The following is a 26,832-nucleotide window of genomic DNA, read 5'->3' on the forward strand; positions in this document are numbered from 1 at the left end:
CATTATGAAAACATTCGGCATTTTATTTTGTAGCGTTTTAATGTTTTGTTTTTCAGTTTCTGCAAAAGAAGTTGAGGGAGACAATAATTATGTAAAAAAATCTTTTCGGGTAGATGATTTTTATAAGGTTAAGACTAATGGTGCTTTTAACATCGTTTATCATCAAAGTAAAGATTCTGCTGGTCTTATCAAAATGTATGGAGAAGAGAATATACTGAATAGTATGAAAGTAGAATCTAAAGAAGGTGTTTTGAACATTAAATTTGATTCTCCTTCGAAAAAAGATTTTGGAGTAGTGATATTGGATATATTTTCTTCGGCACTTAATGAAGTGGAAAATGATGGTGGAGCTGTATTTGAGACAGGAGGACATATTGCTGGATCGGAAGTTTATTTTTTATTAATGGGGAATGGGCAGATAAGAACTGGTGAATTAGATTATGGTATTGTGAGAGCAAAAATTCTTACCGGATCAGGTGATATATTTTTAAAAGGGAATTGTCGTACAGCAGAATTGACAATTACCGGAGGTGGAGAAATTAAAGCTCATGAACTAAAAGCTCGAGATGTAAAATGTAAAATAACAGGAAATGCTACTATAGGGTGTTTTGCTGAAGAAAATCTGAAAGCGCTTATTACGGGTTCTGGAACTGTGTATTATAATGGTAATCCGAAAATAAAGAAAAATGCAATTGGTGTAGGTAAAGTTTTACCTTTAGGCGGAGTAAAAGTGGACTAAATTATAATTTTGTCGATGAAAAGACCGGTTTTTATTAAATCCGGTCTTTTTGTATTAAAATTATTGAATAAAAATAAATACAAATTTCGAATCTTTTATAATGTAATTTAAAAACCCTGCTAACAAGATTATTGTGTTGAAAAATATGTATCTTTGATGAATAGCTATGAAAAAAGTGTTAGTATTATTATTCTGATATTCTGAGATTAATATTTGACTTTAAACCTATTTTACAAATTCCTGATAAAATGATTCATTTTGTAAAAGCAATATTTATATTACTTTTTATCTCTTTTTCATTGCATATAAATGCATTTGAAGGGAGATTCCAGCCTATCGTTGCTCAAAATTCACTACCAAATAATTCTGTTACAGCATTAGTGACCGATTCTTATGGCTTCATATGGATTGGGACAGAGTATGGTTTATCTCGTTTTGATGGTTATAATTATAATTCTTTTTTTTATCGTGGGCAAACAACAAATGAAATACCTAATAATCAAATAAAACAGTTAATAGAAACGTCTGACAAAAATATATGGGTTGCTTGTAATAAAGGTTTAGCAAAAATCAATCCTGTAACAATGGAAATAACACAACCTATTTTGGGAAATGTAGAGTTTTCAAAAAGAGTAATTCATACTATATATGAAGATGATTTTAAAAATATTTGGATAGGAACCGATGTTGGGGTATATATTTATTCTTTAAAATATAAGAAGTTAAAAAAAATAGATATAGGACTGGGTGATTCTGATAATGTAAATGTTACGTTTATCGGTTCTGATCATGAAAAAAATGTATGGATTGTAAGTAATGGAGGATATGCGAAAGTTTTACATATATATTGTACCGAGCTTTTTAATTCGAAAGTTTATGATATCATTAAATTTCCTAAAAATCAGCATATCAGTAGTTTCGGTATAGATTCGAATGGTATACTCTGGAGTAACGATGGTAACAGATTATACTATTATGATTTAGTGGAAGATCCTATGCTTTTGAAACCTCATTTAGTAACATCTAATGTCGATGGGAAAGTTATCTATTTTTTAGAAAACGATCAGTTATTTATAGGTACCAGATGGCAGGGGGGGCTTATGGTAGACTATAAGAATCTTGGTCAGACTGTTGTCGGTTTAGAAAAATATTGGATGAGTGATAATATCAGGGCAAATAGCAATACTGTCAATGTGTTTTGTACAGATAAATGGGGCAATATATGGGCCGGAACTAAAGAGGGATTATTTCTGCTTCAAAGAAAACACCAAACGCCTTTTTATAATATAACAGAAAGTAATGAAAATAAGAATACACCATCCCATCAGGCTATATCTTGTTATAGTCAGACTTCGGACGGGAAGATATGGGTAGGTGCTAATAATGGTATTAATTTGTTCGAATGGACCGATCGGAGAAATAACCAGTTTCAAATTGTTCGGTATTTAGATCCTTTGTTAGAATCGAATGGTGACATTATTCAATGTATGGTGGCGTTAGATGATAATATGTTGTTTATTGGAACAAAAAATGGTGTCATGAGTTTTGATACTGAAAAAAAAGCATACAATAAAAATTTTCGGTTAAATGATTATTTAAGAGCTAATAATAAGAAAGTATGTAAAACGATTTGTAAGGGTAATGAAGATAATCTGTGGTTGGGATTTGCCGATGACGGAACCGTTTTATTTTATAATCGAAATACAGAAGAGATTATTGAAGTCGGAACTTTTAAAGGAAAAGATATCTGGTCGATCGTTCAGAGTGATGACAGAATATGGGTCGGTACCAGGACAGGATTATCTTCATTTATATATAAACAAAATAAATTTTCTCAGTTAAAAAGTTATTTTAAAGAAAAGAATAGTCCTTATTCTTTATCGGACGAATGGGTGACGGCTCTGTATATAGATCATACGAAAAGGTTATGGGTAGGAACTGCTAATGGCTTATCTTTATATAATTCTGCTAACGATACTTTCGATGAAATATCTTTGAATCTGGCTGATAATGATGTAGCCTATATTTGTGGAATTACGGAAGATTCGGATAGTAATATATGGGTATCTACGATAAAAGGGGTATTTAAGATAACCCCATCTTTTCAGGTAACATTTTTTGAATTATCTTACGGTAAATTTTCTACGGTCAATTATGCTTTCGGCAGTTTGCTGGCAAGAGACGGTACTATTTTTTTAGGGGGAATAAACGGGATTACTTATTTTAAACCGAGTGAAATAGTACGGGATTCTATTATTTATCCGGTTTATTTTTCGGATATATTGGTTAATGGAAAAAGTATATTAGAGAAAAACGGACTTAATCAGCATAATACGTTATGTCTGAATTATGATCAGAATCATCTTCTCATTAAATTTTCTACTCTTTTCTATGCTAACCCGTCTCATGTCAGATATTATTACCGGTTGTTAGGTTATCATTCTGATTGGATTTATTCTGACCAAAAAAATTATGCATCTTTTCCTAATTTACCTCCGGGAAAGTACACTTTCGAGGTACGTTCTACCAATTTATTAGGATTTACTCAGGAAAATGTTAACTGGTTCGAAATAGAAATTTTACCGCCTTTATGGAGAACCTGGTGGGCATATATAATATATGCAATATTAATTTTGTCATTAGTAATTTATATATATTATTCTTTAATAGAAAAAAATAAGTTACTACAGGAGGACCGAAATAATTTATGGAGATTTCAGCTATATACTAACATATCTCATGGATTTAAGGCTCCTCTGATGCTAATGGAAGGACCTTTGCAGAAGCTGATAAAAGAAGGAAAAGAACTTACTGAAAAAGATAAAAATGAATTATTAAAAATATTACAGCGAAACACCAAAAGGCTGACTCATTTAATTAATCAGTTAATGGAGTTCAGACGTATCGACCGTGGGCGTTCTGTATTACATCTTACCGAAACAAATATTGTGACTTTGTTGAAAGATGTATACTCTTCTTTCTTACCTATATTGGAAAGCAAGAAAATTAATTTTAAATTCGAAACAGAAGAAGAGTGTCTGTCCGTTGTATTCGATTATGAAAAAATAGAAACCGTATTATTCAATCTTTTTTCTAATGCTCTGAAATTTACCGAACAGGGAGGTACAATAATATTGAGGTTAGAAAAAGATGAAATAAAAAATTGTATTTGGATCAGTCTGGAAGATACAGGAATAGGAATTGTAAAACAACACCAGGATAAAATATTTGAGCGTTTCTGGCAAGAAAAAAATAATCAGGACAGTCATGTACGGGGAAGCGGTATCGGATTATCGTTAGCTAAAGACTTTGTCGAGCTTCATCATGGAAAAATTACCGTAGAAAGTGAAGTCGGGAAAGGCAGTATATTCAGTTTTTCTTTATTACTGGGCAGAGATCATTTTAGAAGAGAGCCAATAGAAACATTTAATAAAGAAAGCAATTCTTATACATCTCATTTTGTCGAAATAGAACAGGGTTTAACTCAGGAAGAGGGTTATATTTTCTTACCGGAATCGAATCTTCCTCTGATATTTATAATAGACGATGATGCTGAATTACTTCAGTATTTGCAGACGGAATTAATGACGGAATTTTCTGTTCGGGCGTTTACAGGCACACAAAATGTATTTTCAGAGATTGTCCGCAGTAATCCGGTTTTGATAATTTCGGATGTAATGATTAACGGGCAGGAAGAAGGGTTCAAATTATGTAAACTGATAAAGAAAGATATTATAACAAGTCATATACCGGTCGTTTTATTAACAGGATTGACATCTGAAAGCGGAAAGCTTTCGGGTTATGAAGTCGGAGCCGATGCTTATATAGAAAAGCCTGTAGACTTGGGATTTTTGATGATGAGGATAAAACAGTTGTTGAGTAACAGGGAGAAATATAAAGAGAAAGTAAAAATGGATATAATTATTAATCCTAAAGAAATTTCGGTGACTTCTGTCGATGAAAAGTTTCTTGCAAATGCAATGGTTGTCGTAGAAGAGTATATGAATGATTCTGAATTTTCGATAGATGATTTTGCTCGGGAAATGAGTATAAGTAAAACATTATTGAATAATAAATTGCAGGCATTGAGCGGACAGTCTACGAATGAATTTGTCAAAACAGTGCGGCTTAAACGTGCGGCTAAATTACTGTTGACAAATGCCTATACTATTAGTGAAATAAGTTATATGGTAGGTTTTTCATCTCCTAAATATTTTAGTACAAGTTTTAAAAAGTTCTTCAATATGACTCCGAAAGATTATATAAAAGAACATGAAAAACAAGAAAAATAGAATTGTTCGGTTTATAAAAAGCCGGTCTTTTCAATATTGAACCATTTTTGTTTAATAATGAACCGCTTATAAATATTTATCTTCCAATTTTGTTTTTAGAAAATATTCTTAAATTAATTAAGAGCTGGAGGATATGAGGAATAGTTTAAATAAGCAGGTATTTATCGTTTTTGCTTTTAGTATTATATTTATTTTTCCATCTTTTTCTGTTGCAGAAAATAATTCGGATAAAAAGGGGAAAGATATTTATACCCCGTGGCAGAGAGGTGAATTTGAAATTCATCAGATAAGTACGAATTGCGGTGAATCGGCTTTTCTTATTTTCCCGGACGGAACGACGATGATAATCGATGCGGGAGATATGCGTACATCTCGATATTTTCCTCCGGTTCCGGATAACGATATAGATACTGGAGAAAAAATTGTGGAGTATATTTTATCGATGAATCCCCGAAAAGATAAAATAGATTTCGTTGTTCTTTCTCATTTTCATCCCGATCATACAGGGAATATAGCAGAAGGGAAAAAAAGAGAAAAAAATGAACAGGGGAATTTTTATGAAACCGGAATAAGCCGGATTGCCCGGTTTTTGAATATAGGAAAAATTATCGATCGGTCGTTTTCTGATTATAATTATCCTCAACCATATGACAAAAATGATTCGTCTTTTGTTAATTATCGTAGATTTATCGAATGGCAAAAAGAGTATAAAAATACCCGTATAGAAGGTTTTAATATCGGAAGTACCACGCAAATAAAACCTTTATACGAGGCAGATTATAATAAATATTTTTTGGTACGTAATGTTGCCTGTAACGGGAAGGTATGGAATTGGCGAAAAAATGAAATAAAAGATTATGTAAATGCCAATTCTGAAAATCTGCTAAAAAAGATAAGTGAAAATGTTCTGAGTACGGCTATGCTTTTTACTTATGGTAGATTTTCGTATTTGACAGGGGGTGATTTATGTGGAAGTTTATTGGACGAAAAAGGCAGATTAACAAATGTAGAGGCACATTTCGGTGAAGCCGCAGGTGAAGTAGACGTGTGTAAAACGAACCATCATGGCTATTTTAACGCAATGGTTCCTGAGTTTGTGAAAGAGGTAAATGCAAATGTTTATGTAATGCCTGTGCACGATTCGGCCCATTTGGGTGAAAAAGTGATTCCCTGCCTGATAAAAAGAGCAGAACTTATGCCAGATAAAAAGTCATTAATCGTTCCCACTTATGTTCCGGAAAATTTTAGAGATACTTATTCTGCGACCGATTTTATATCGCATTTTCCTCCGGTATCGGGACATGTGGTAATAAAAGTATCACCAGGGGGCGATTCATATTCTGTATATATTTTAGATACGAAATATAGAATATATGGTACTAAGTGGAAATCGGAAACATTTAAATCGAAGGGGATAAAATAAAGAATTTTCAGACTGCAATTTTTAAAGAATATATTCAATCTTTATGTTATATGTTAAATCTTTTACCATGTTTGATTTTAGACCTATATTGTTGAATATTGAACCATGAAAATTTCTTTTACACCTATCTTTGTTCTGTAAAAAGTTCAAATTTTTCATAGGACGAATTAACCTTCATAAAATATCGAGTTACAATAAAAACAGATAATACAACTAAATATTTTTAGTAAATGAAAAAACTATCTCTTAAAGTGAGTCTCTGTCCTGAACTGAACAGCAGAATCTTAATTATTTTAATATTTTTTTGCAGTACTTCTGTCTGGGCGCAGAATTCTGTATCGAAAATTATTGAGAAAAGAAATAATATAAATTTTTCTTTTAGTGAGTCGATGCCGGTACCGGATTCTGTTATGGCGCAAAGATGTGTTTCTCTCGGAGATCTGATACAGGGGCAGGTATCGAATGTGAAAGTAACCAGGACCGATGGTGCTCCCGGTGCTGCGGTAGATATAATAATAAGAGGGGGAGCTTCTGTTCGTGGCGATTTTCAACCATTATACATATTAGATGGCATAATGCTTAATCCTTCGCAATCGGATGTTGCGAATGCATGGACAACCGAAGATAAAACCGATTATCAGGCTGGCCAGGATTTGTTATGGAGTATCAATACACAGGATATTGAAAGTATTCAGGTTCTCAAAGATGCGTCGGCTACCGCTCTTTATGGCAGTAGAGGTGCTAATGGTGTGATTATTATTAAAACGAAGGTCGGGAGTGAGGGAAAAAGAGAAATAAATTGGAGCTCGAATATAAGTTTGTCGACATTGTCCCGAAAACAAGATCTGCTTTCCGGAACAGAATTTAAAAATTATTACAGGGAATTGACCGGAACAGAATTCATTGCTTCAGGCGATGAAATCGATTGGCAAAAAAATATATTCAGACCGGTCGTATCACATAGTCATAATTTGAATATTTCGGGTTCTGTTCGTCGTACAAGTTATTATGTATCGTTAATGGCTAATCAAAAGAACGGTCTTGTTTCCGGTACGAATTCTCTGGACCTTGGTTTAAGAGTAAATCTGAATCAGGTTATTTCACCGATGGTCAGTATGGGTATAAGGACATTAGTCGCAAGGAATCAGACGAATATGACGCAATCGACTTCTTTGTTGGGAGGTAGTAGCTTGATGACGGCACTTTCGGCTGTTCCTTTTGAGAATATGGGAGAAAATCCATATTCATGGCGTGATGATTATAATGACGATTCATATACCTGGAGGGTTATTCCTCAGGGATATTTCGATTTTAATTTTACTCCCTGGCTTAAAGCGAATGTAACCGCAGGAATGGATTATGTGAATAAAGAACGTTATCGCTGGATGGGGAAAAACATAGAAAAAGGCGCTTTAGAAAATGCCCGTGCCGGGCATTCCTGGATGCAGACTATGATGTACGACGTTTCTGCCGATGTTACATTTACCAAACAATTCGGAACACATTGGTTGCAGGTTATTGCAGGCGGAGAATTATTCGGTGACGATGGTATAAAATTGAGTAACTATGCTTCCGGATTTGCGATTCAGACTTTAAAAGCTAAGGCTATAAATTTTGCTTCCCGGGCAGCTAATCCGATATATATAAAAAATAGTTCTACGACATATGTCGGTTATGGTTTAGCCAATTACAAATATAGGAATTTGTTCGATGTACAAGTCGGTGTACGCGGCGATTATTTAGATGAATACGATAAGTCTATGCGGTCGTATCCATTTGCCAATTTGAAATTCAATGTAATACAAAATCGTCCGGGTTATATCAATTCTTTCTCTCTTAAAGGAGGGTGGGGTATTACTGGAAAAAACGAATTAATACCTTATTCTATAATGAACGATATTACCCTGGGTGATGCATCTTTATTTATTCCTTATGAAGATGCGTTAAGTTTTAAGGGTCGTCTTTTGACAAGAATGAGTCAGTTTAATGCCGGATTCGATACAGAGCTGATAAATAGCAGAATTAAATTGTCGGGCCAATTTTATACAGGTAAAACGAAAGACAGGTTCGATGTTCACGATTTTAGAAAACCTATATTAGTTGAAACTGCCGATAATACAGGTGCTGTCATTTCTCAATCGGTACCTTATGATAAGATATATTGGAGAAAAGATATAAAGATGGATAAGTGGGGTTTTGAAGCTGCTATATCGGCAGTGGCTATCGAAAATAAAAATGTAACATGGACAATAGATGCAAATATAGGGTTAGACCGTAGTAAAATAACTGACTGTGGTTTGTCAGAGACATCTCCTTCGTTGGGTGCTACAGGAGAAAAAGGCTTTGCCGGCCGTACGGTAAGCGGAGTGTCGGATGTAGGAGTTACAGCCTATGTCAATGGTAAGGCTCCGGGAGTATTTTATGGTTATATGACACAAGGAGTAATTACCGAAGATCATGTGTTGCTGGCACCTCCATTCGAGGGAGTGCGTTTGAAAGTGGGAGACCCTAAATATGTAGATGTTAATAAAGATGGTACAGTCGATGTAAATGATAAAGTCGTAATCGGAAATCCGAATCCAGATTTCATATTCGGATTAAATACGAATGTGAGATATAAGAAATGGAGTTTTCAGGTTCGGTTCGACGGATCGGTAGGAAATGACGTACTGAATCTGAATAAAATAATATTAGATAATGTCTCCGGTAAGAATAATGTGACGGTTGGGGCCTATGAAGATGCATATCGCGTATCTCCATCCGGAGAAAGAACCGGAAACCGTCCAATGATTGGCGCCCAATTATTAGATCAGATTTCTGATAGAATGATCGAGGATGGGAGTTTTCTTCGTTTATCGACATTTTCTGTAGAGTATGATGTTCCTTTAAGTAGTAAGGTTAGAAACTATTTAAGTGGATTGAAAGTAAATTTTATGGGATCTAATTTGTTGGTTTTGACGAAATACAAAGGGTTTGATCCTGGTTTTAATTCTTTCGGGGGAGATTGGTCCCGAAAGGGAATCGATTTGGGTGCTTATCCAGGAGCACGGACTTTTTCTTTGGGTTTTGTAGCAAAATTTTAATAACCAACCTGAATAAATGATACTAATATGAAATTCCTGTATATAAATAAAAAGATAGTAAATAAAAAAGGCCTGATAGTTTTATTAATGCTTTTTTTCATTTTGCCTGCGATGGCTCAAAGCTTCGTTGTAACCGGTACAGTGACCGATGCAAAAGGTGAAGAGCTTCCGGGAGTAACTGTCCGGGTAAAAGGTGAGAGTAATGGAACCATTACCGACATAAAAGGAAAATACTCGATACGTGTACCGTTAAAAAGTAACGAATTAATTTTTACGTATGTAGGATATGTTTCTAAAACAATATCCATACCGAAGAACAGTAAAACATTGAATGTCGTTTTGGAGGAAGACGTGAAAACGTTGGGAGAAGTTGTCGTTGTGGGATATGGTCAAATGAGAAAATCAGACCTTACCGGTGCAATTTCTTCAGTTTCGGTAAATGATGTCGAAACAATGACCAGTACCAATATCCAGTCTTTATTACAGGGTCGTGCTGCCGGAGTTCAGGTAACGGCAAGCGATGCGGCTCCGGGAGCAGCTATAAATATGAAAATCAGGGGCACAGGTTCATTGACCGGTTCGAGTGAACCTTTGTATGTGGTAGATGGAATTATTATGAATTCGACTATGGACCAGAATATTCTTTCCGGAGAATCGGGTACTACAGCTCCCAGTCAAAACGGACTCACCGGAATTAATCCTCAGGATATCGAAAGTTTTGAGGTATTGAAAGATGCATCGGCTACAGCTATTTATGGCTCGTTGGGAGCGAATGGGGTTGTTTTGATTACTACGAAGAGCGGTAAAACAGAAAAACCTAAAATGCAATATACCGGAAGTGTTTCAACATCGCATATTACAAATAAGCGTGATTTAATGACTTTGGAAGAATATATTCCATTTAAGAATGAACTGGGACTGGCACAGGGAAGCTCGAAATTACAAAATCTCGTTATCGATGGAAAAATACCGGTAGATTGGCAGGACTGGGCTACCCGTCAGGCCTGGAGCCACAGTCACCGGATGAATATTTCAGGTAAAACGGATAAAACCAAATATTATGTATCGGGTGGGTATAACGATCTTCAAGGAGTAATTCGTTCGACAGGAAGTAAAGCGATGGATATACGTATTAATTTTGATCAGGAAGTTTCGTCCCGATTGAGAATTGGTACGCGTACATCGTTCATGCACTCTAAGTTAAATATGACGTCAGGTTCGAATGCCAGTGCTTTTGCATCGTCGGGTTTGTTGAGACAGATACTGACCTTCCGTCCTTACAGGCTGGTTGCCGGTAGCGAAGACGATTATATCGATGAGAATGAGGGGGTTACAGATATGGATTCGGAAGATGCATATGGGCCGAATCCTTATTTAAAAGATTATGAGGATTTTACAAAAGAATACAGGGTACTTTCTTCTGTTTATTTAGATATTAAACTGGTCAAATGGTTGTCTATGAGAACGACCGTAGGGGTAGATTACCGATATCGTACGCGACAGCAATATTATGGAGTAACCACCTCGAACGGACGTAATAATGGGGGAATGTCTCAGGTTTCTAACAAAGAGAATATGCGATTGAATATAGACCATATGTTCAATGCGAATTACAGATTTGGAAAAAACCGTCTGGAGGGAACGTTGGGTGTGACGGCAACCACGTCTACCGATAAAAACCGTCTGAATGTAGGCCGGTCGTTTTCTGTACTGGGATTCAGAGAAGAAGGATTGATGTATAGCGGAACCATTAATCCTCCTCAATATACGTTGTCTCCGACTAATTCGTTATCCTTTTTAGGTCGTGTTATATATAATTATGATGAGCGTTATGTATTGACAGCGACTTTCCGTGCAGACGGTACGAGCAAATTTGCGCCTGAAAACCGGTTTAGCTATTTCCCGTCTTTTGCATTGGCCTACCGGTTAGACCAGGAAAATTTCTTTCGAAAATACCGATGGTTATCGAATGCCAAAATACGTTTAGGCTGGGGTATGGTCGGAAATCAGAATATTACGCCTTACCAGACATTACAATTATATGGAAGTAATACCTATTCGAATGCTTTAGGGTCGGGTTATTATGCCGGGTTTGAGCTGGAAAGAATTGCTAACCCGACATTGAAATGGGAAACGACACAACAGTATAATGTAGGTTTTGATCTCGGATTGTTGAGAAACAGAATAAATTTTACTGTCGACTTATATAATAAAAGTTCGTATGATTTATTACAGAATATAGAAATGCCTCTCTCATCCGGATATTCAAGAATGTATATAAACCGGGGATCTATCAGGAACAGAGGTATAGAGATTTCGTTAGATCTGGCTCCTGTCAGAACAAAGAAATATTCGTTGAATATTGGGGGAAATATTTCGTTCAATAAAAATAAAATAATGGATATCGGTCTTGAACAATCTCAGATAGGGGCTAATAACTGGGCTTATTTTCTGGGTACGGACGTAGGAAATGCTTCTTATTTTAAACATGCTGCAAATATTTTTATAGAAGGCCGGCCGGTCGCACTTTTCTATGGTTTGAAAACGTCCGGAATTTTAACTCAGGCCGAGGTCGATGAAGACCGGCGTGTACGTATGCAGAACTTCCTGGCTGTTCATCCGACGGTTTCTCCTGATGCTGTTACGAAAGAAAATCTTATGTCGGTGCGGGGAACATTACCGATATGGTCGGGTACACAGAATGAACTCCTGGAAGCCGGTGATTTTCGCTATTTCGATGCAGATGGGAATGGATATATCGAAGCTGATGCAGACCGTACTATAATCGGAGATCCTAATCCTAAATTTACGTATGGGTTTACTGTCGATTTTACTTATCAGGACTTTTTCGTTAATGCCGTATTTAACGGAGTGTATGGTAATCAGATAGCTAATTCGAACCGGATGCTGGAAGAAGATATTAAAACGATACATGTAAATTATAATGCTACCCGCTATATAAGAGATCACTATTGGCGTGAAGACCGGATAAGCACGACCGATCCGAGGATGAATTATGCCGGAGATGCCGGACGTTTTAGCAGTTATTATGTAGAAGACGGAAGCTTTTTAAGATTTGCGAATCTGACCATAGGATATAATATCAATCTCAGGAGAAATAAATTTATTTCCCGGGTGGGACTGAGTCTTACAGGCACTAATTTATTCGTAATAACAAAATACAGGGGATATGACCCTGAAGTGAATTCTTTTGCGAACGACCCATTCCGGGTAGGAGTCGATTGGACTTCTTATCCTAAAAACAGGACTTATGCTTTGGGAGTAACACTTGATTTTTAACAGATGATTAATAACTCGATTATGAAAACGATATATAAAAGTTTGATTATTGTCTTTAGTATTATTGCATTTACTGCCTGTAACGACTTTTTAGGAGAATCTCCTTCGACAAGTGTAAAGACAGACGACGCATATAAAGACGAAGTTGCAGTACGTACGGCATTAATTGGGTGTTACAGTAATTTCGCCCAAAATAGTTACAGGGGACAACTTTATGAATTGCAACAGTGTATAAGTCTGGCGACAGCTATGACTACCACTACCAGTACGGTAGCAGCCTCGGCTTTAGGCGAAATACCGGCGAATTCACCACATATCTTACCTTCGTTATATCAGCAGATATATAAATCTCTCGATCATGTCAATGTTTTTATTGAAAAAATAGAAAAGAGTTCTTTCGATCAGAATTTTATAGATAAAAATGCCGGAGAGGCTAAATTTTTACGGGCATGTATGATGTTCGATTTAGTCCGGTTATTCGGCCGGGTTCCTTTAAAAACGTCACCGACGACATACCTGGATACGGAAGGATATCCTCGTGAAAAAATCTCTCTGATTTATAGTCAGATAATTAAAGATTTACTGGATGCAGAAGAGACGATGAAAGAGCCCGGTGAGCAAGAAATCGGATATCCTCATAAGTGGGCTGCGACAGCATATTTAGCTAAAGTTTATTCTTGGGTAGCCTGTATGACTAAAGAACATTTACAGGCCACTTATGAAGAGGGAAAGCAGGCCGATTATACATCGGATGCCGTATTGATGCGATTCTATAATACAATAAAGAACGAAGTTTTTCCGGAAGATGCGGAGAATGCTGATTCCCGTTATTTTTGGGTAAAAGCAAAAGATGCAGCGAAAAGAGTAGTTGACGAAAATGTATATGAGCTGCTGCCGGATTATGGAAATCTTTTTCAGGGGAAAACCCGGAATACGAACGAGAGTATTCTGGAGTTACAATATTCGTTCAATGCCACGAGTTGGGGAACATCTATAAGTGCCCGAACATCACCATCGAACCGTACGGAATTTAATCCTAATCTGCTAAACAATACTTCCCGTGGGCGTACTTGTGTAGACTGGTCGACATTTGCCGAACATTGGCGTAAATATGGAGACAAAACCCCGTATCAAAAAAACAGAATGTTTGTAACGGCAGAAGAGGTTGCAAGCGGAAACTATCAGTCTAAACCTTTGGCTATACATCCTTTTAATTTTAATGAAGGAAGTTCTCCCATTAAAAGAAGCGTAAACCGCTATGACCCGAGAATAGATATTTCTTATGTGTATATGAGCTATATGCGTTACACATTGAACGATGTGAGCGGAGCCTATGATGTAGGTCCTACTGCTCAGACCTGTTTTCCTCATAGTGGATTCGGTCCGGCAGGTCGGGACCGGGCTTATCCGTTTATAAAGAAGCATCTGGACCCTACACAAACTTCGACATCGGGTTCGAATATAAATTTTATTCTCTATCGTTATGCCGACCTGTTATTATTATATGCCGAGGCCATGAATGAATTAGGAAAAACTGCCGATGCTATAAACCTTGTGAATACGACGATATTATCCCGGGCACGGAAAAGCGGTCCCGGGTCGGTCGAGCCGGCAGATTGGAATAGCGGTTTGTCTCAGGACTCTGTACGTACTTTGATTATTGGAGAGCGTGAAATAGAACTGATAGGAGAAGCTCACGAGACTTTCGAATTTCGTCGCAGAGGCTGGGAGTTTGTGAATAAGAGAATAATGATTCATGATTTCTGGTATGCCGATCCCGATTATGGAATCCGGTATGCTTTAAGAAACAGTTCGGACAGTAATGACGAAGCACTGAAGGCTTTTACGCATGGTGACTGGAACAGAATGATATACGGAACCGAAGAGAATCCTACAGAAATGAAAGATATGGGAGAGTATTCTTTACCGTTGAGGGTATATAAGTATTATAGCCCTTATGCAAATAATGTGAAAGGTTTTTGTATTAAGCAATTGTTTTTGCCTATTCCTCAACAAGAGATGAACACGAACCGGGCAATTCCGCTCGATGATCAGAATTATGGCTGGTAATAAGTAATATTAAAATTGAAATAGCACTATGTATAACATTCAAAAATATATCAGACTTTTTCTGTTTATGCTTACCGGCATACTTGTAGTTGCTTGTAATGAAGAATATCCATATACGGAAATTCCGGAAGATGAAATGCCTTTAAGACAGCTTGTCGGGAAAAATTATGGGACTCAGAATTTTTATGTGGGCATGGTTCCCGGTAATACGGCCTTTTTTGATCCGGTTCATAATGATTACCGGTTATTGTTTACAAAAGAATTTTCGGTATTATCGGTCGATACGGCATTTTTTCAGGATGCTCTTCTGAAAGGTCCGCGTGAGCAGTTCAGCGATATTTTATATCGCCCCTATTTTGCTTCTGCACGTCAATATAATATGTATATGTATGTTAAGGCCGGTCTTTCTGATAATACGTCGAAATGGATGCAGGATGACAATGACAGGCAGAATACGCCTGAGAATATAGAAATCATGGTAAACAAAATGTTTTCCCGGCTTTCGTCTGATCTGGCGGCCAATATCGATGTCGTAAAATGGATGGAAGTTATAAAAGACCCTTTTGCTCCGTCCGGATCTTCTGAATATTTTTATCAGAATCCCTGGATGAAGTTAGGATATTCCGATATAAGTTATCAGGATGGAAGTCAAACGGTTTATATTCCCCGGTATATAGTACTTGCTTTGCAGATAGCGAATCAGAATGCTCCCTCTGTAAAGAAAATTATTTCTCAGAGTGGAGAACTGGATATTGTTATTTGGGAAAGAATGCAAAAAATGCTGGCTGCTCTGAGAACTGCGGGTATAGATGTCGATGGCATGGCCTGGAATGCGACTTTTGAAGACGATGATAGCGGATCGGGATATAAATGGACTTATCCGACTCACCGTACCGAAAATGAAAAATTGTTAGGTGAGCTGATCGATTGGTGTTCTCGTAACCGATTCGAATTTCATATAACATCGATCGAATTACAGATGCGCAATTTCGATGCCATATTCGGACTTACGAATGAATTTGCCGTTGAGGTTAGCCGTGAAGATCAGAAAGAGGTTTTCCACTCTTTAATGTCTGTCGTTCTGCCTCGTATCGGAAAAGGAATTTCAACATTACAATTTAATGGATTTCAGGATATAATACCGGAAGAAGGAGATTCGGGTATTAATCCTCGGTTGTTTAATGTAAAAAACGAGCCTACGGTTTTGTATTATGAATTAAGGAATTTGCTTTCTAAATAATCAGCTAATTTGAAAGAACTATGAAGAGTATAAAGAAAATATATATCGGAAGTACGCTTATTCTGGCTACCCTGTTGTGCGCATGCCAGGAGTCTCTTCTTTTCCCGGAAGATGATTTGTACAATAAAAACACGGAAGACATTACTGTATCTGAAAATCAGCGTTCTTTAGAAATCGATGAGCAGGAACATTTTATGTTTTTCCGTTTCGAGGCATTAAAATTTTGGTGGTCGGCCGATGTCGATTATAAAATTGAAGCCCTTTCGGAAACGCAGAAAAATGAGCTGGAAGAGATGTATAGCGAAAATGGTATAGATTATTTTGCCCGTGATTGGTACGATGCCGATTTAGATGGCGATAATCGGGCCGATGGTGGGGTATTGGCCGAGATAGACTGGTTTTCGATGTCTCCGATGGACGAGAGTTTCGGTTCGAGACCTGTTACAATGAGTATTACCCGGAATATAGAGAAAGTGCCTCGTGTTATTTTTATCCGGTTTAATCCTTTGCAGGATAATGCTGAACCGATACCTTTTAAATTGATTCAAAAAGCGGCAGATCCTTTTATCGAAGTGTCTGATTCGGAGTTACAGGTTCCGGTATCATTTAATACGAATATATTACACCTGACTACGAGCGAGTCGTGGAAGGTAGAGACGGATAACGCAGAGATGTTTTCTCTGAGGGATTCGACAGAACAAAAAGAAATAGATTTAACGAATAATTCATTTACCAAAACCCGGAATAGGACATTTGTATTGTCGGTTCGGACAAATAATACGGGTGATGTGCGTACCGGCAAATTGGTTTTTAGCAGCCTTGAAGATGAAAAGGTGAAAACGGAGTTATTAGTTACGCAAATGGGAGATAAAATGCCTCCTACGGTGTCGGTAGAAAATACTCCTGATGAATTTAAGGTAAAATGGAACGCTGTGTTCGGGCATAAAGGTTATATCATTAATTTTTATAAAGTGGAGAACGGAGTTTCAACAGATACTCGTGTTGCCAGTTATAAAATGATATTGAATAAGAAAACCGAACAAAATACCGAATTTGAAATAGATGTTCCCCTTCTGGTTTCAGACTGGTCATTAGATAATGGGCAATATTATATCGGCCAGATCGAACCCCGTGTTTCTGTTTTGTATTTGCAGAACGACGACAGTGAATCTGTTGAATCGTTGCCGAATGAGGCAAATATAGTACATAATCTGTTTGATTCGGGTACAGGTTTGTCCGAATCGGACCCTCTTGTAATTAAATCATTGCGCCATCTTCAGAATGTGCAAAATGCAACTATGGCAAATGTCGGTTTTAGATATTACAGATTAGATGCGAATATCGATTTGAAGGAGGTGCCGTTTATGCCTATCGGTTCGGTATTGAGCGAACGTAAGCAATGTGCGGGAACTACAAGTGCATTGAGAGTACAGGAAACCGGAGGCCCGATATATATGTCGTCGGGAGAAATCGGAGGCTTCGAGGGTGACTTTAATGGTAACGGTAACCGGATTTCTAATTTTAGCAGTAATTTGCTGATTCCGGCATTTAACGGAAAAGGTTGTCCCACGACAGTTGCTTTATTCTCGACAGTAAGCGGAAATTCAAGGATTCATGATCTTACGGTTTCGGGTTTCGAATTTGTATTGGATGACAATGGCGGTTCGGTTACCAGCGGGCTTCCTCCTTCGTTAGAGTACTATGACTATTTGCTGATTCATGCTCCGTTGGTAGCGATATTAAGAGATGAGGCTGTTGTGGATAATTGTACGGCCGAGAATTGCAATATCCGGTATGTAAAGAATATGAGTGGTTCCCGGTATGAAAAAAATATAATAGGTGGTCTTGTCGGATTTGCACTTAATAATGCTGAAATAAAAAATTCCCGGACTGCAGGAAACGGATTCATCTTTGCAAATGACAAGGCTGCTATCGGTGGTATATTAGGAGCATCTAGACATCTCAGTGTCAAGGTTTCTGAATGTATAAACGGAATGCAATATATCGCTTCTACCGGGTGTATTGTCGGCGGAATTGTCGGACGGGGAGGCGGAACCGTCGATCGTTGTGCAAATTATGCGGTTATTCGTCCGAGTATGTATGCCGGTGGAATTATGGGGAATTGCAATGTTGTTTACGGTACCAGTGCAAATGGTGGCCATGTGAGTACTACCAATGAACTGCAGGCTACTCTGACAGTGAATTACGGAAACTTTGGTATAACGGGTACAGGGACGAATAATGTTAATAATTTCACAGAAAATAATGAAAGCGGAAACACGCTCTCTAATGGTGGATTGGTCGGAATTTTCGATAAGGGATTTTTGAAACAATGTGCTAATTACGGAGATCTGGATAACCATTTCTATAATAATAAGGGTGGTTCGGCCTCGACTGCTAAATGGGGTGGTTTGGTCGGCGAGAGCAAATATTCGAGTCCTCAGTTAAGATATATCGATTGTGCAAATTACGGTCAAATCAGGTTCAGCATAGGAAATGCCAACTCAGGAGCAGTAAACAGAACTTATCAGGTGGGAGGTTTGTTCGGTTCTTTTAATGCCGGGAACAGTTCTAATGTGGAGGTCCGGAATGTTTTGAATGCCGGAAGTATTACTCTTGTAGAAAATGTGAATCCGTCAGTATGTTTCCCGACTATGGGTAATTATATGGGATATCTTTCCGGAAATACAGGATTTATAGCCGGAAACATATTTGTACTGCAAAATTCTAATCTTAATTTAAATGGGTCCGACGGGGCCTGGTCGAATTCTCAGGTATTTGCAAAGAATGAAAATGAGTTGAAATCTTCCGGAATATATGCGGGATGGTCGAACTGGAGTGCTACTGATGGCCAATACCCTGTGATAAACGGTTTGCCGGTTAAAAGCAAGTGAGTAAATCTTAAAAAACGGAACGGATGAAAAAATATTTAATATATGGATGTTTGTTTGCCATTTTGTATTCCTGCTCTAAAGATGCGATCGTCGAGAATGATGATTCGGGCAAAACATTGAACGGAGGGGGTACAAATAATAATATTGTCGTTCCTACAGAACATCCCCGATTGTTGCTGCGTATGCATGATATGTCGGCAATCAGGGAGAATATGCGCTCTGTCGAGGCCGAAAATGCTGTGCGGGAACATGCTCTTTTATTGGCCGATTCTTTCGATGGTAATTTCCCGGATAAGGGAAGCGGAGAAGCTAATTATGAAGGGAAAAAGCTGGCGACTATCGAGTCGAAAGCGTTTGATTATTTATTTAACAATAATACCGTAAACGGGGAAAAAGCCTTACAAGCAATAAAGAATGTGTTTAATACGGTCAGTTTTACCGGATTATCGGATGTTTCGAGAGCATTAGGTCATGTAATTTTTACAGCATCGGAAGTTTATGATTGGTGTTATCCGTTATTGACGGCAGAGGATAAAACATTTATTATCGATAATTGTATCGAGCTGGCGAAGAATATGGAAATCGGCTGGCCTCCGGTTAATCAGGGGGCGATAACGTCGCATGCAGGGGAGGCTCAGTTAATGAGAGACCTCATGTCTTTTGCCATAGCAGTATATGATGAAAATCAGGATTATCTGGAGATGACGATGGGTCGATATTTATCCGAGTTCGTTCAGCCCCGGAACTATTGGTACCAGTCTTTTACGCATCACCAGGGCTCGGCTTATGGTGCTTACCGGATGATTTGGGATGCCTGGGGGCAATGGATAGCTTATCGCCTTAACGGCGGGAAGCCTCTTAACGAGGATTTCAGATATGCCATGTATAACTGGATTTATTTGAGACGGCCCGACTTGCAACTGTTCAGAGAAGGGGATGATTCTTTTGAGAATCGGAGCCGGACAGTTACATGGGGTGTTAATGATTCGAAAGCTCAAAGTAGAAGTAATACTCATGTCGGTACGGCCTCCTGGTTAATCGGTAATTTTTATAAGGACGGGGTATTAAAAAATGAAGCCCGTTTTTATGACCCAGGAAATAATATTTTTGTGTATGAAAACGCCACTCGTACTCCGGTACAGTTTTTCTTGTTTAATGCTCCGGATGTTAGTATATCCCCATCCAGTACGTTACCATTGGTAAAATATAGTCCGTCACCTTATGGCGGGATGATTGCCCGTTCGGGCTGGGACAATACTCCGCTGTCTGAAGATGTTGTCGTGTTTATGAAAATAGGAGAATTATCAGGAGGGAATCATCATCATCAGGATGCCGGAAATTTCCAGATATTTTATAAAGGAATATTAGCTTCGGAGTCGGGTTTTTATGATGGTTACGGAACACTGCATCAACTAAATTATCAGAAAGCGACTGTTGCGCATAACTGTTTGCTGATACATCATCCGGGTGAAGTATTCGGGCCGAACGGTGCTCAGGCAAACGATGGGGGGCAGAATTTAATAAAGAGCGAGGCCGATGATTATACTTCCTGGACAAAAGGTTCGTTTAATCGGGCGAAAGTGCTGGCTCATCAGTATTCGGCGACAAATATGAAGACCGATTATGCGTATATAAAAGGGGATCTTACTCAGGCATATACAAGAAAAGTCAGTAAGGTGTCGGAGGTTTTGCGTTCTATGTTGTTTGTTCCCACAGGAAAGAGAGATTTCCCAGCTCTGTTTGTGGTTTTCGATAAAGTTTCGGCGAATAATGCTTCATATAAAAAAACGTTTCTCCTTCATTGTCAGGAAGAACCGTCTTTGATTAATGCTCAAACAGTAGCTATCCGTAATACGAAGGCGGGATATAATGGTATGCTTGTCGATCAGGTTTTATTACCGGCAGATGCAACGATAACTAAAATCGGAGGAACCGGACAGGATGTTTCGTCTAATCGGTTTTGGGTAGCCGGTACAAATTATCTGCCTAGAAGTTTTGGTAAATATAGTGAAGATAAATCGGAAATCGAGTTTGGCTGGGGCCGGCTCGAGATATGTCCGGAAAGTTCGCGTGCGACCGATTATTTTTTTAATGTAATGTATGTCAAAGATGCAGATAAGTCGCTGTCGGTACAAAAGGCAGAATTGGTCGAAACTGAAGATTTTGCCGGTGCGAAGATCTTCGACAATGTTCTTTTATTCGCTAAAACGGCACGCCCGTCGGTTCGTGAATTTACTGTAGAAATACCGGGCGAAGATAAAGAATTGAATATTATTGTAGCAGGCGTGGAAGAAGGCCACTGGATCATTACGGCAGGAGGGAAAGATATATCTGTAAATGCGAGTACAGAAGGGGGACTTTTGAATTTTAAAGCTCCTGCGGGGAATTTATTATTTAAACGAAGTTCATCAACAGGAATATAAATTTAGGATATGAAAAAAATAATGTTTATTACCGGAGTTTTGTTTTTACTGGCAGTGTCGGTTTATGCGGAAAAAGAGCTTACGATAACTGATAAACCGCCTTATCCCAAGCCCTGGATAAAGGTGCCGGACGAACATCCGCGTTTGCTCATGCGCCGTTCTGATTTCGGTGTGTTAGAGAAAAACATGGATATGGAGGAAATGAAAAATGCAGTAAAAGAATATAAGAAATTATTAGAGGATAATTTTGATGGTAATTTCCCGGATTTAGGACCGGATGAAGCTAATTTTGACGGACGTAAATTAGCGGTTATAGAGGCACGCGCATTTGAATATTCTCTCTTTAATGATAAGGGAGAAGGACGATTGGCTATTTCATCGATGCGTAATGTCCTGAATACAATAACATATCATGGAATGTCTGATGTTTCTCGCCCTATCGGACAAACTATTTTTACGGTATCGGAAGTTTATGACTGGTGTTATCCGTTACTTACCAATGAAGATAAAAACTTCTTTATCGAAAAATGTCAGGAGCTGGCTAAACGGATGGAAATAGGCTGGCCTCCAGTTCATCAGGGAGCGGTAACTTCACATGCGGGAGAAGCTCAGCTTATGCGTGATTTGTTTTCGTTTTCTATCGCAGTGTATGATGAGCGTCCCGAATTTTATGATTGGGTTATGGGGCGTTATCTGTACGAGTTTATTCAACCGAGAGATTTCTGGTATCAGTCTTTTACGCATCACCAGGGAGATGGTTATGGTGCTTATCGCCAGATATGGGATGCTTGGGGACAGTGGATTATTTATCGTATGACGGGAAAGAAAGTGTTGAATCCTAATTTCGGCATGGCTATTCGTAACTGGATATATACCCGCCGTCCGGATGGACAGTTGTTCAGAGAAGGCGATTGCACTTTAGAAAATCGCAACCGGGAAGTATTCTGGGGTAAAAATGATCCGAATACTCCATATCGCAGGCAACATCACATCGGTACGGCTACATTGTTAATCGGTAATTTTTATAGAGACCCGGTTTTAAAAAATGAGGCGTTATTTTATAATAACCGGTTTAAAGATTTTGTGTACACGAATGCGACGAGGACTCCGGTACAATTTTTATTATTTAATGACCCTACGATAGGAATGGCTTCGAATAAGACATTACCTCTTGCCCGTTATAATCCTTCGCCCTATGGCGGAATCGTGGCCCGTACCGGTTGGGATAATTCTTTAACGTCGAACGATGTGATCGCTTTTATGAAAATCGGAGAGTTGAGCGGTGGAAATCATAATCATCTCGATGCCGGAAATTTTCAGATATTTTATAAAGGAATATTGGCTTCAGAATCGGGATATTATAAAGGTTATAATTCGGCTCACTGCCTGAATTATTCGAAAGCGACGATCGCACATAATTGTTTGTTGATAAAAGATCCGGACGAGATTTTCGGATACGATGGAAAAGGTCCTTTAGAAAATGACGGTGGGCAAAATCAATTAAAGAGCGAAGCCAAAAATTATGAAGAATGGACGAGTGGTACTTTCGACAGGGGAAAAGTGCTGGCTCACCAGATTGTCGGGGATGCTAAAAAATTGCAATTGGCATATATAAAAGGAGATTTGACAAAGGCTTATACGCAACGTGTAAATAAGGTTAGCGAAGTTTTGCGTTCTATGTTATTTGTTCCGACAGAGAATAAAAATTTCCCGGCAATATTCGTCGTGATGGATAAGGTGGTATCTACCAATCCGAATTTTGAAAAAACATTTTTATTGCATTGTCAGGAAGAGCCATCTATCGATGGACGGACAACAACTATTAAACGCGTAAAATTCGGATATAACGGTATGTTGGTAAACCAGACACTCCTTCCTCATGATGCCCGGTTAAAGATGATCGGCGGTACCGGCAATTCTGCTTCATCGAACCGTTTTTTAGTGAATGGTACGAATTATTTGCCGGATAATTTCGAAAAATACGATGAAGAAAAGAAAGAGGGTGAATTCGGTTGGGGTAGAATCGAGATTCAGCCCGGAGTATCGAGAGATACAGATTACTTTTTAAATGTAATGTATGTCAAAGATGCAGATAAACCGGCCCCTCTGCAACCGGCGGAATTGATAGAAACGGACCGGATAGCCGGAGTAAAACAAATGGGACAGGCTCTGATTTTTGCAAAAGATAGAGATAAGATAAAAGATGAAATAGCTTTCACTATACCGGGAAATGAAAATAAAATCAGGGTTATTATCGCCGGATTGGCTCCCGGAAAATGGAAGATAGAAGTTAACGGAAAATCGATGAAATCGGTAGAAGCGACAGAAGAAGGAGGTTTGTTGAATTTTACGGCTTCTCCGGGAACATATAAATTGAAATTATAAATAATATTGAGACGATATGTATAGGGGATTGGTTTTAATAGTTTCGTTGTTCATCCTGGCCGGTGCAATAAATGCGCAGCCGGTGTCTATCGATTTAAATGGAGAGTGGGAAAGAGGATTGAACCGTGAGTACGACAGAAGGGTGGAACTTCCTTCTATTACAGAGAATGCTGCGGAAAAGACTCCCGGAAAGTTGTGGTTCCGGCGTTCGGTGAAATTACCGAAAGGTAACTGGTCGCATGCTACCCTTTATTTAAAAGGGGCAAGGTTCAATCCGGAAGTGTATGTAAATGGAGAAATCGTATCGAAAAAAGATGGAGGAATGGCACCGACCTTTCATCCATTGGATAGTAAAAAAGTGAAACCGGGAAATAACATCGTTATTGAGATTGCACTTGCTTCTTTATCTGATTTTGATGAAACCAATGCATCATATATCGCTTTGGCCGATCAGTGGCGTTCGAATATATCTTCTTGTATCTGGGATGATATTGTACTCGAATTGCATGGTAATGCTCGTTTATCCCGGGTTATTCCGTTTACCGATATGGACAATGACCGGGTGAAAATTGCCTGTGAGACGGAGGGGAAAGGGGTATCTTTAAAGAAGCCGGTATGGATATGTTCTGTTTTTGAAAATGAAAAGTTGCTGGCTCAGGGGAAGTCAGACACTGATACGGTGATGATAGACTTTAACCGGAAAATTAAGAGTTGGAGCCCGGAGAATCCCCATTTATATAAGTTAAGAACTCAGCTTTTCGACGGTAACCGCCTTGTCGACAGTAAAGAGATGAATTATGCTCCTAAAACGTTTGAGGTAAAAGATAAGCAGTTTTATTTGAATGGAAATCCGTATAAAGTGAGAGCCGGTTCTGTCGTATGGCATCGTTGGGTTAGAAATAAAGAGGGACAGGAACTGGGTTGGGATACGACATGGTTTAAGAAAAATGTCATATTAAGGTTGAAGGAGCATGGAGCTAATACATTGCGTTTTCATCTGGGAAATCCTCCTGAACGGATTTTAGAGTTATGTGACCGGTATGGACTGTTGGTGCAATATGAATGGTTGTTTTTTCATGGTATGCCGGCGTCTGAAAACAGTTTGGTAGAACAATTTCCCGATTGGCTCGATTTGGGAATGAAACATCCCTCGACGGCTATTATTCACCCGTATAATGAGACCGAAGGAGAAGGTCAGATGGAGACGATATGGAATGCCTTAAATAAGGTTTTACCAAAATATCCCCGATTGGTTTTGGAAGACAGGGAAACATTGCATATTCATAAGTATTGGTGGAGTCTTTTTGAAAACTTAGGGGTATATTATGATAGTTACCGGCAATTTCCACGAGCTATCGTTGTAGATGAATTCGGTGGAAATTATCTGGATGGTTATGGCGAAATGGGAGGGTATCCTACACTTCCCGAATCTTATATGCGTTTTCTCGGCAAAAAGCATACCAAAGAGCAACGCATGAAACATCATGTCGTGTCGAATTCGGCTGTGGCGGAGTACTGGCGTAGGATAGGAGCCGCCGGATTTTCTCCTTTTGTTATTCTCAGTAGTTGGGAAGATGGAAATCATTGGTACACAGGAGAATTAAAAGATGGCAATCCCAAGCCTGTATGGAATGCACTTACGGCAGCTTATTCGCCGCAATCGGTAAGTATCGAATTATGGGACCGGACGTTTATTCCAAAGCAAAAAATTGATTTGCCGGTTTATTTTTTCAATGACCGGGTATCTTCCGAATTTAATGTCCGGGTTCAGGTAGTAGATACAAATGGGCGTATTTGGGAAGAGAAGATTGTTAAGGAATTTGTTTCGTCGTATACGACGAAGGTTGTCGAATTTAATATTCAGATGCCTGATAAAGTGGGCGACTACACGGTGAAAGCTGAATTGATAAACCGGCCTGAAGATGTAAAATTTCCGGTTGTTTCTTCCTGGGATATAAGGGTATTTGAAGCGAAGTGTCCACAGTCTCTTTTATCTGCCGTTGTCGGAGTTTCACCGGCAGAGAAGGAGTTGGTTTCTTTCTTGAATAATTACGGTATCGAAACGAAAGGGTTGTCTGCCCCTGATGTTAAGATTTTGTTATTGGGAATATCCGATTGGGATAAGATCGAGAGAAGAGATTCTGAAATTCTACAGATTATCGAAAAGGCGATAAATGATGGAAAATCTGTTGTCCTGACAGATGTAGGGATGCGTTGTCTGGGACAGGGATATCCTGAATCGGAAAATAATCTCGGTCCGTTACAGAGTGTTATTAAACTGACGGGAGGAAAGAAACAAACTTATGATTTGTTCGGAGGTATTAAACTCATATTTACCGAGGCATCTGAACCGGAAAGTCATATTCAGATTATGGAACCGGGTTTATGTTATAATCTTTCTCAGGAACAAGGATGGTTATGGAATGGTTTGCGGGGAGGATTAAATGTCCCGTCTGCCGATATGGAGCTGTCCGGATTGAATGATAAAAGTTTTGTATCTCAATGGAAACAGCGTGGTGCCGATGAAGTGCAGATAAAATCATCGTCTTATTATGCTTATGAATTACAGGGATTTTTTGATTTTTCATTTAAAAAGGACGATGAGGCCGTTATGAAGAAATTAAGAGAGAGAGTACATTTCCTTGTTGAAGATGCTCCGGCTTTGGCAATATCGGTAAATCCGGAAGCTCCCATAATACAAACCGATCTGGTTGCCGGATTTAAAGAATCATTAAACGGGATAGCTCAGAATCAGACGGCCCAGATTGTCGCTGGGAAAAATCTGACACGTATGCCGGTTATGGCGGTCGATTTTGGTCGGGAAAAAGGGACTTTAGTCGTTTCTCAGTTACTGACAAAAGGACGTCTGGCCCCAGGGTTCGGAGAGCCAGGGTTGTATGGTATCCGATATGATGCGTCGGCAGTGCAGCTTATGTTGAATATGTTAGATTGTGCACTGAATACTCATAGGAATTAATTTAAT

Annotated in this window: 11 protein-coding genes; all 11 read left to right on the plus strand. The window is 38.6% G+C overall.

From position 1 onward, the window contains the following. The first annotated feature begins 4 nt into the window (after window positions 1-4). The 11 genes from Cop2CBH44_RS11430 to Cop2CBH44_RS11480 all read left to right on the plus strand — a co-directional run bounded on the left by Cop2CBH44_RS11430 (window position 5) and on the right by Cop2CBH44_RS11480 (window position 26,826). A complete protein-coding gene (locus tag Cop2CBH44_RS11430) occupies window positions 5-739 on the plus strand; it encodes a head GIN domain-containing protein (protein ID WP_200754835.1) in 735 nt (244 codons plus the stop codon). A 248-nt stretch (window positions 740-987) separates the two neighbouring features. After that, on the plus strand, window positions 988-5,031 hold the full coding sequence (locus tag Cop2CBH44_RS11435) for a hybrid sensor histidine kinase/response regulator transcription factor (RefSeq protein WP_200754836.1): 4,044 nt from the start codon (window positions 988-990) through the stop codon (window positions 5,029-5,031). A 133-nt stretch (window positions 5,032-5,164) separates the two neighbouring features. Further along, complete coding sequence (locus Cop2CBH44_RS11440; protein ID WP_200754837.1) at window positions 5,165-6,454, plus strand: MBL fold metallo-hydrolase; 1,290 nt, start codon at window positions 5,165-5,167, stop codon at window positions 6,452-6,454. 230 nt (window positions 6,455-6,684) lie between these two features. Next, window positions 6,685-9,537 (plus strand): SusC/RagA family TonB-linked outer membrane protein, encoded by a 2,853-nt coding sequence (locus tag Cop2CBH44_RS11445; RefSeq protein ID WP_200754838.1) that lies wholly within the window; start codon window positions 6,685-6,687, stop codon window positions 9,535-9,537. A gap of 27 nt (window positions 9,538-9,564) precedes the next feature. Next, window positions 9,565-12,837, plus strand: coding sequence for a SusC/RagA family TonB-linked outer membrane protein (locus Cop2CBH44_RS11450; RefSeq protein WP_200754839.1), 3,273 nt, complete (start codon window positions 9,565-9,567; stop codon window positions 12,835-12,837). A gap of 21 nt (window positions 12,838-12,858) precedes the next feature. Then, window positions 12,859-14,907, plus strand: a complete 2,049-nt coding sequence (locus tag Cop2CBH44_RS11455; protein WP_200754840.1) for a RagB/SusD family nutrient uptake outer membrane protein — start codon at window positions 12,859-12,861, stop codon at window positions 14,905-14,907. A 28-nt stretch (window positions 14,908-14,935) separates the two neighbouring features. Further along, the gene (locus Cop2CBH44_RS11460) at window positions 14,936-16,147 is read left to right on the plus strand and encodes a hypothetical protein (protein WP_200754841.1); all 1,212 of its coding nucleotides are present in this window, start codon (window positions 14,936-14,938) and stop codon (window positions 16,145-16,147) included. Window positions 16,148-16,167: 20 nt separating this feature from the next. After that, entirely contained in the window at window positions 16,168-19,041 is a 2,874-nt protein-coding gene (locus Cop2CBH44_RS11465; protein ID WP_200754842.1) for a BACON domain-containing protein, read from the plus strand. A 23-nt stretch (window positions 19,042-19,064) separates the two neighbouring features. Further along, window positions 19,065-21,464 carry a heparinase II/III family protein gene (locus Cop2CBH44_RS11470; RefSeq protein ID WP_200754843.1) on the plus strand — a complete coding sequence of 800 codons (2,400 nt, stop codon included), beginning with the start codon at window positions 19,065-19,067 and terminating at the stop codon, window positions 21,462-21,464. A 9-nt stretch (window positions 21,465-21,473) separates the two neighbouring features. Next, window positions 21,474-23,849, plus strand: a complete 2,376-nt coding sequence (locus Cop2CBH44_RS11475; RefSeq protein ID WP_200754844.1) for a DUF4962 domain-containing protein — start codon at window positions 21,474-21,476, stop codon at window positions 23,847-23,849. A 16-nt stretch (window positions 23,850-23,865) separates the two neighbouring features. Further along, a complete protein-coding gene (locus Cop2CBH44_RS11480; protein WP_200754845.1) occupies window positions 23,866-26,826 on the plus strand; it encodes a glycoside hydrolase family 2 protein in 2,961 nt (986 codons plus the stop codon). Window positions 26,827-26,832: the final 6 nt, after the last annotated feature.

Origin of the sequence: Coprobacter secundus subsp. similis (assembly GCF_015097275.1) — a bacterium.
GTDB classification, from domain to species: Bacteria; Bacteroidota; Bacteroidia; order Bacteroidales; family Coprobacteraceae; genus Coprobacter; species Coprobacter secundus.

What these genes read in the sequence shown, in the direction of transcription:
- Cop2CBH44_RS11430 (WP_200754835.1), top strand. Translation starts at nt 5, where the DNA reads ATGAAAACATTCGGCATTTTATTTTGTAGCGTTTTAATGTTTTGTTTT.
- Cop2CBH44_RS11435 (WP_200754836.1), top strand. Translation starts at nt 988, where the DNA reads ATGATTCATTTTGTAAAAGCAATATTTATATTACTTTTTATCTCTTTT.
- Cop2CBH44_RS11440 (WP_200754837.1), top strand. Translation starts at nt 5,165, where the DNA reads ATGAGGAATAGTTTAAATAAGCAGGTATTTATCGTTTTTGCTTTTAGT.
- Cop2CBH44_RS11445 (WP_200754838.1), top strand. Translation starts at nt 6,685, where the DNA reads ATGAAAAAACTATCTCTTAAAGTGAGTCTCTGTCCTGAACTGAACAGC.
- Cop2CBH44_RS11450 (WP_200754839.1), top strand. Translation starts at nt 9,565, where the DNA reads ATGAAATTCCTGTATATAAATAAAAAGATAGTAAATAAAAAAGGCCTG.
- Cop2CBH44_RS11455 (WP_200754840.1), top strand. Translation starts at nt 12,859, where the DNA reads ATGAAAACGATATATAAAAGTTTGATTATTGTCTTTAGTATTATTGCA.
- Cop2CBH44_RS11460 (WP_200754841.1), top strand. Translation starts at nt 14,936, where the DNA reads ATGTATAACATTCAAAAATATATCAGACTTTTTCTGTTTATGCTTACC.
- Cop2CBH44_RS11465 (WP_200754842.1), top strand. Translation starts at nt 16,168, where the DNA reads ATGAAGAGTATAAAGAAAATATATATCGGAAGTACGCTTATTCTGGCT.
- Cop2CBH44_RS11470 (WP_200754843.1), top strand. Translation starts at nt 19,065, where the DNA reads ATGAAAAAATATTTAATATATGGATGTTTGTTTGCCATTTTGTATTCC.
- Cop2CBH44_RS11475 (WP_200754844.1), top strand. Translation starts at nt 21,474, where the DNA reads ATGAAAAAAATAATGTTTATTACCGGAGTTTTGTTTTTACTGGCAGTG.
- Cop2CBH44_RS11480 (WP_200754845.1), top strand. Translation starts at nt 23,866, where the DNA reads ATGTATAGGGGATTGGTTTTAATAGTTTCGTTGTTCATCCTGGCCGGT.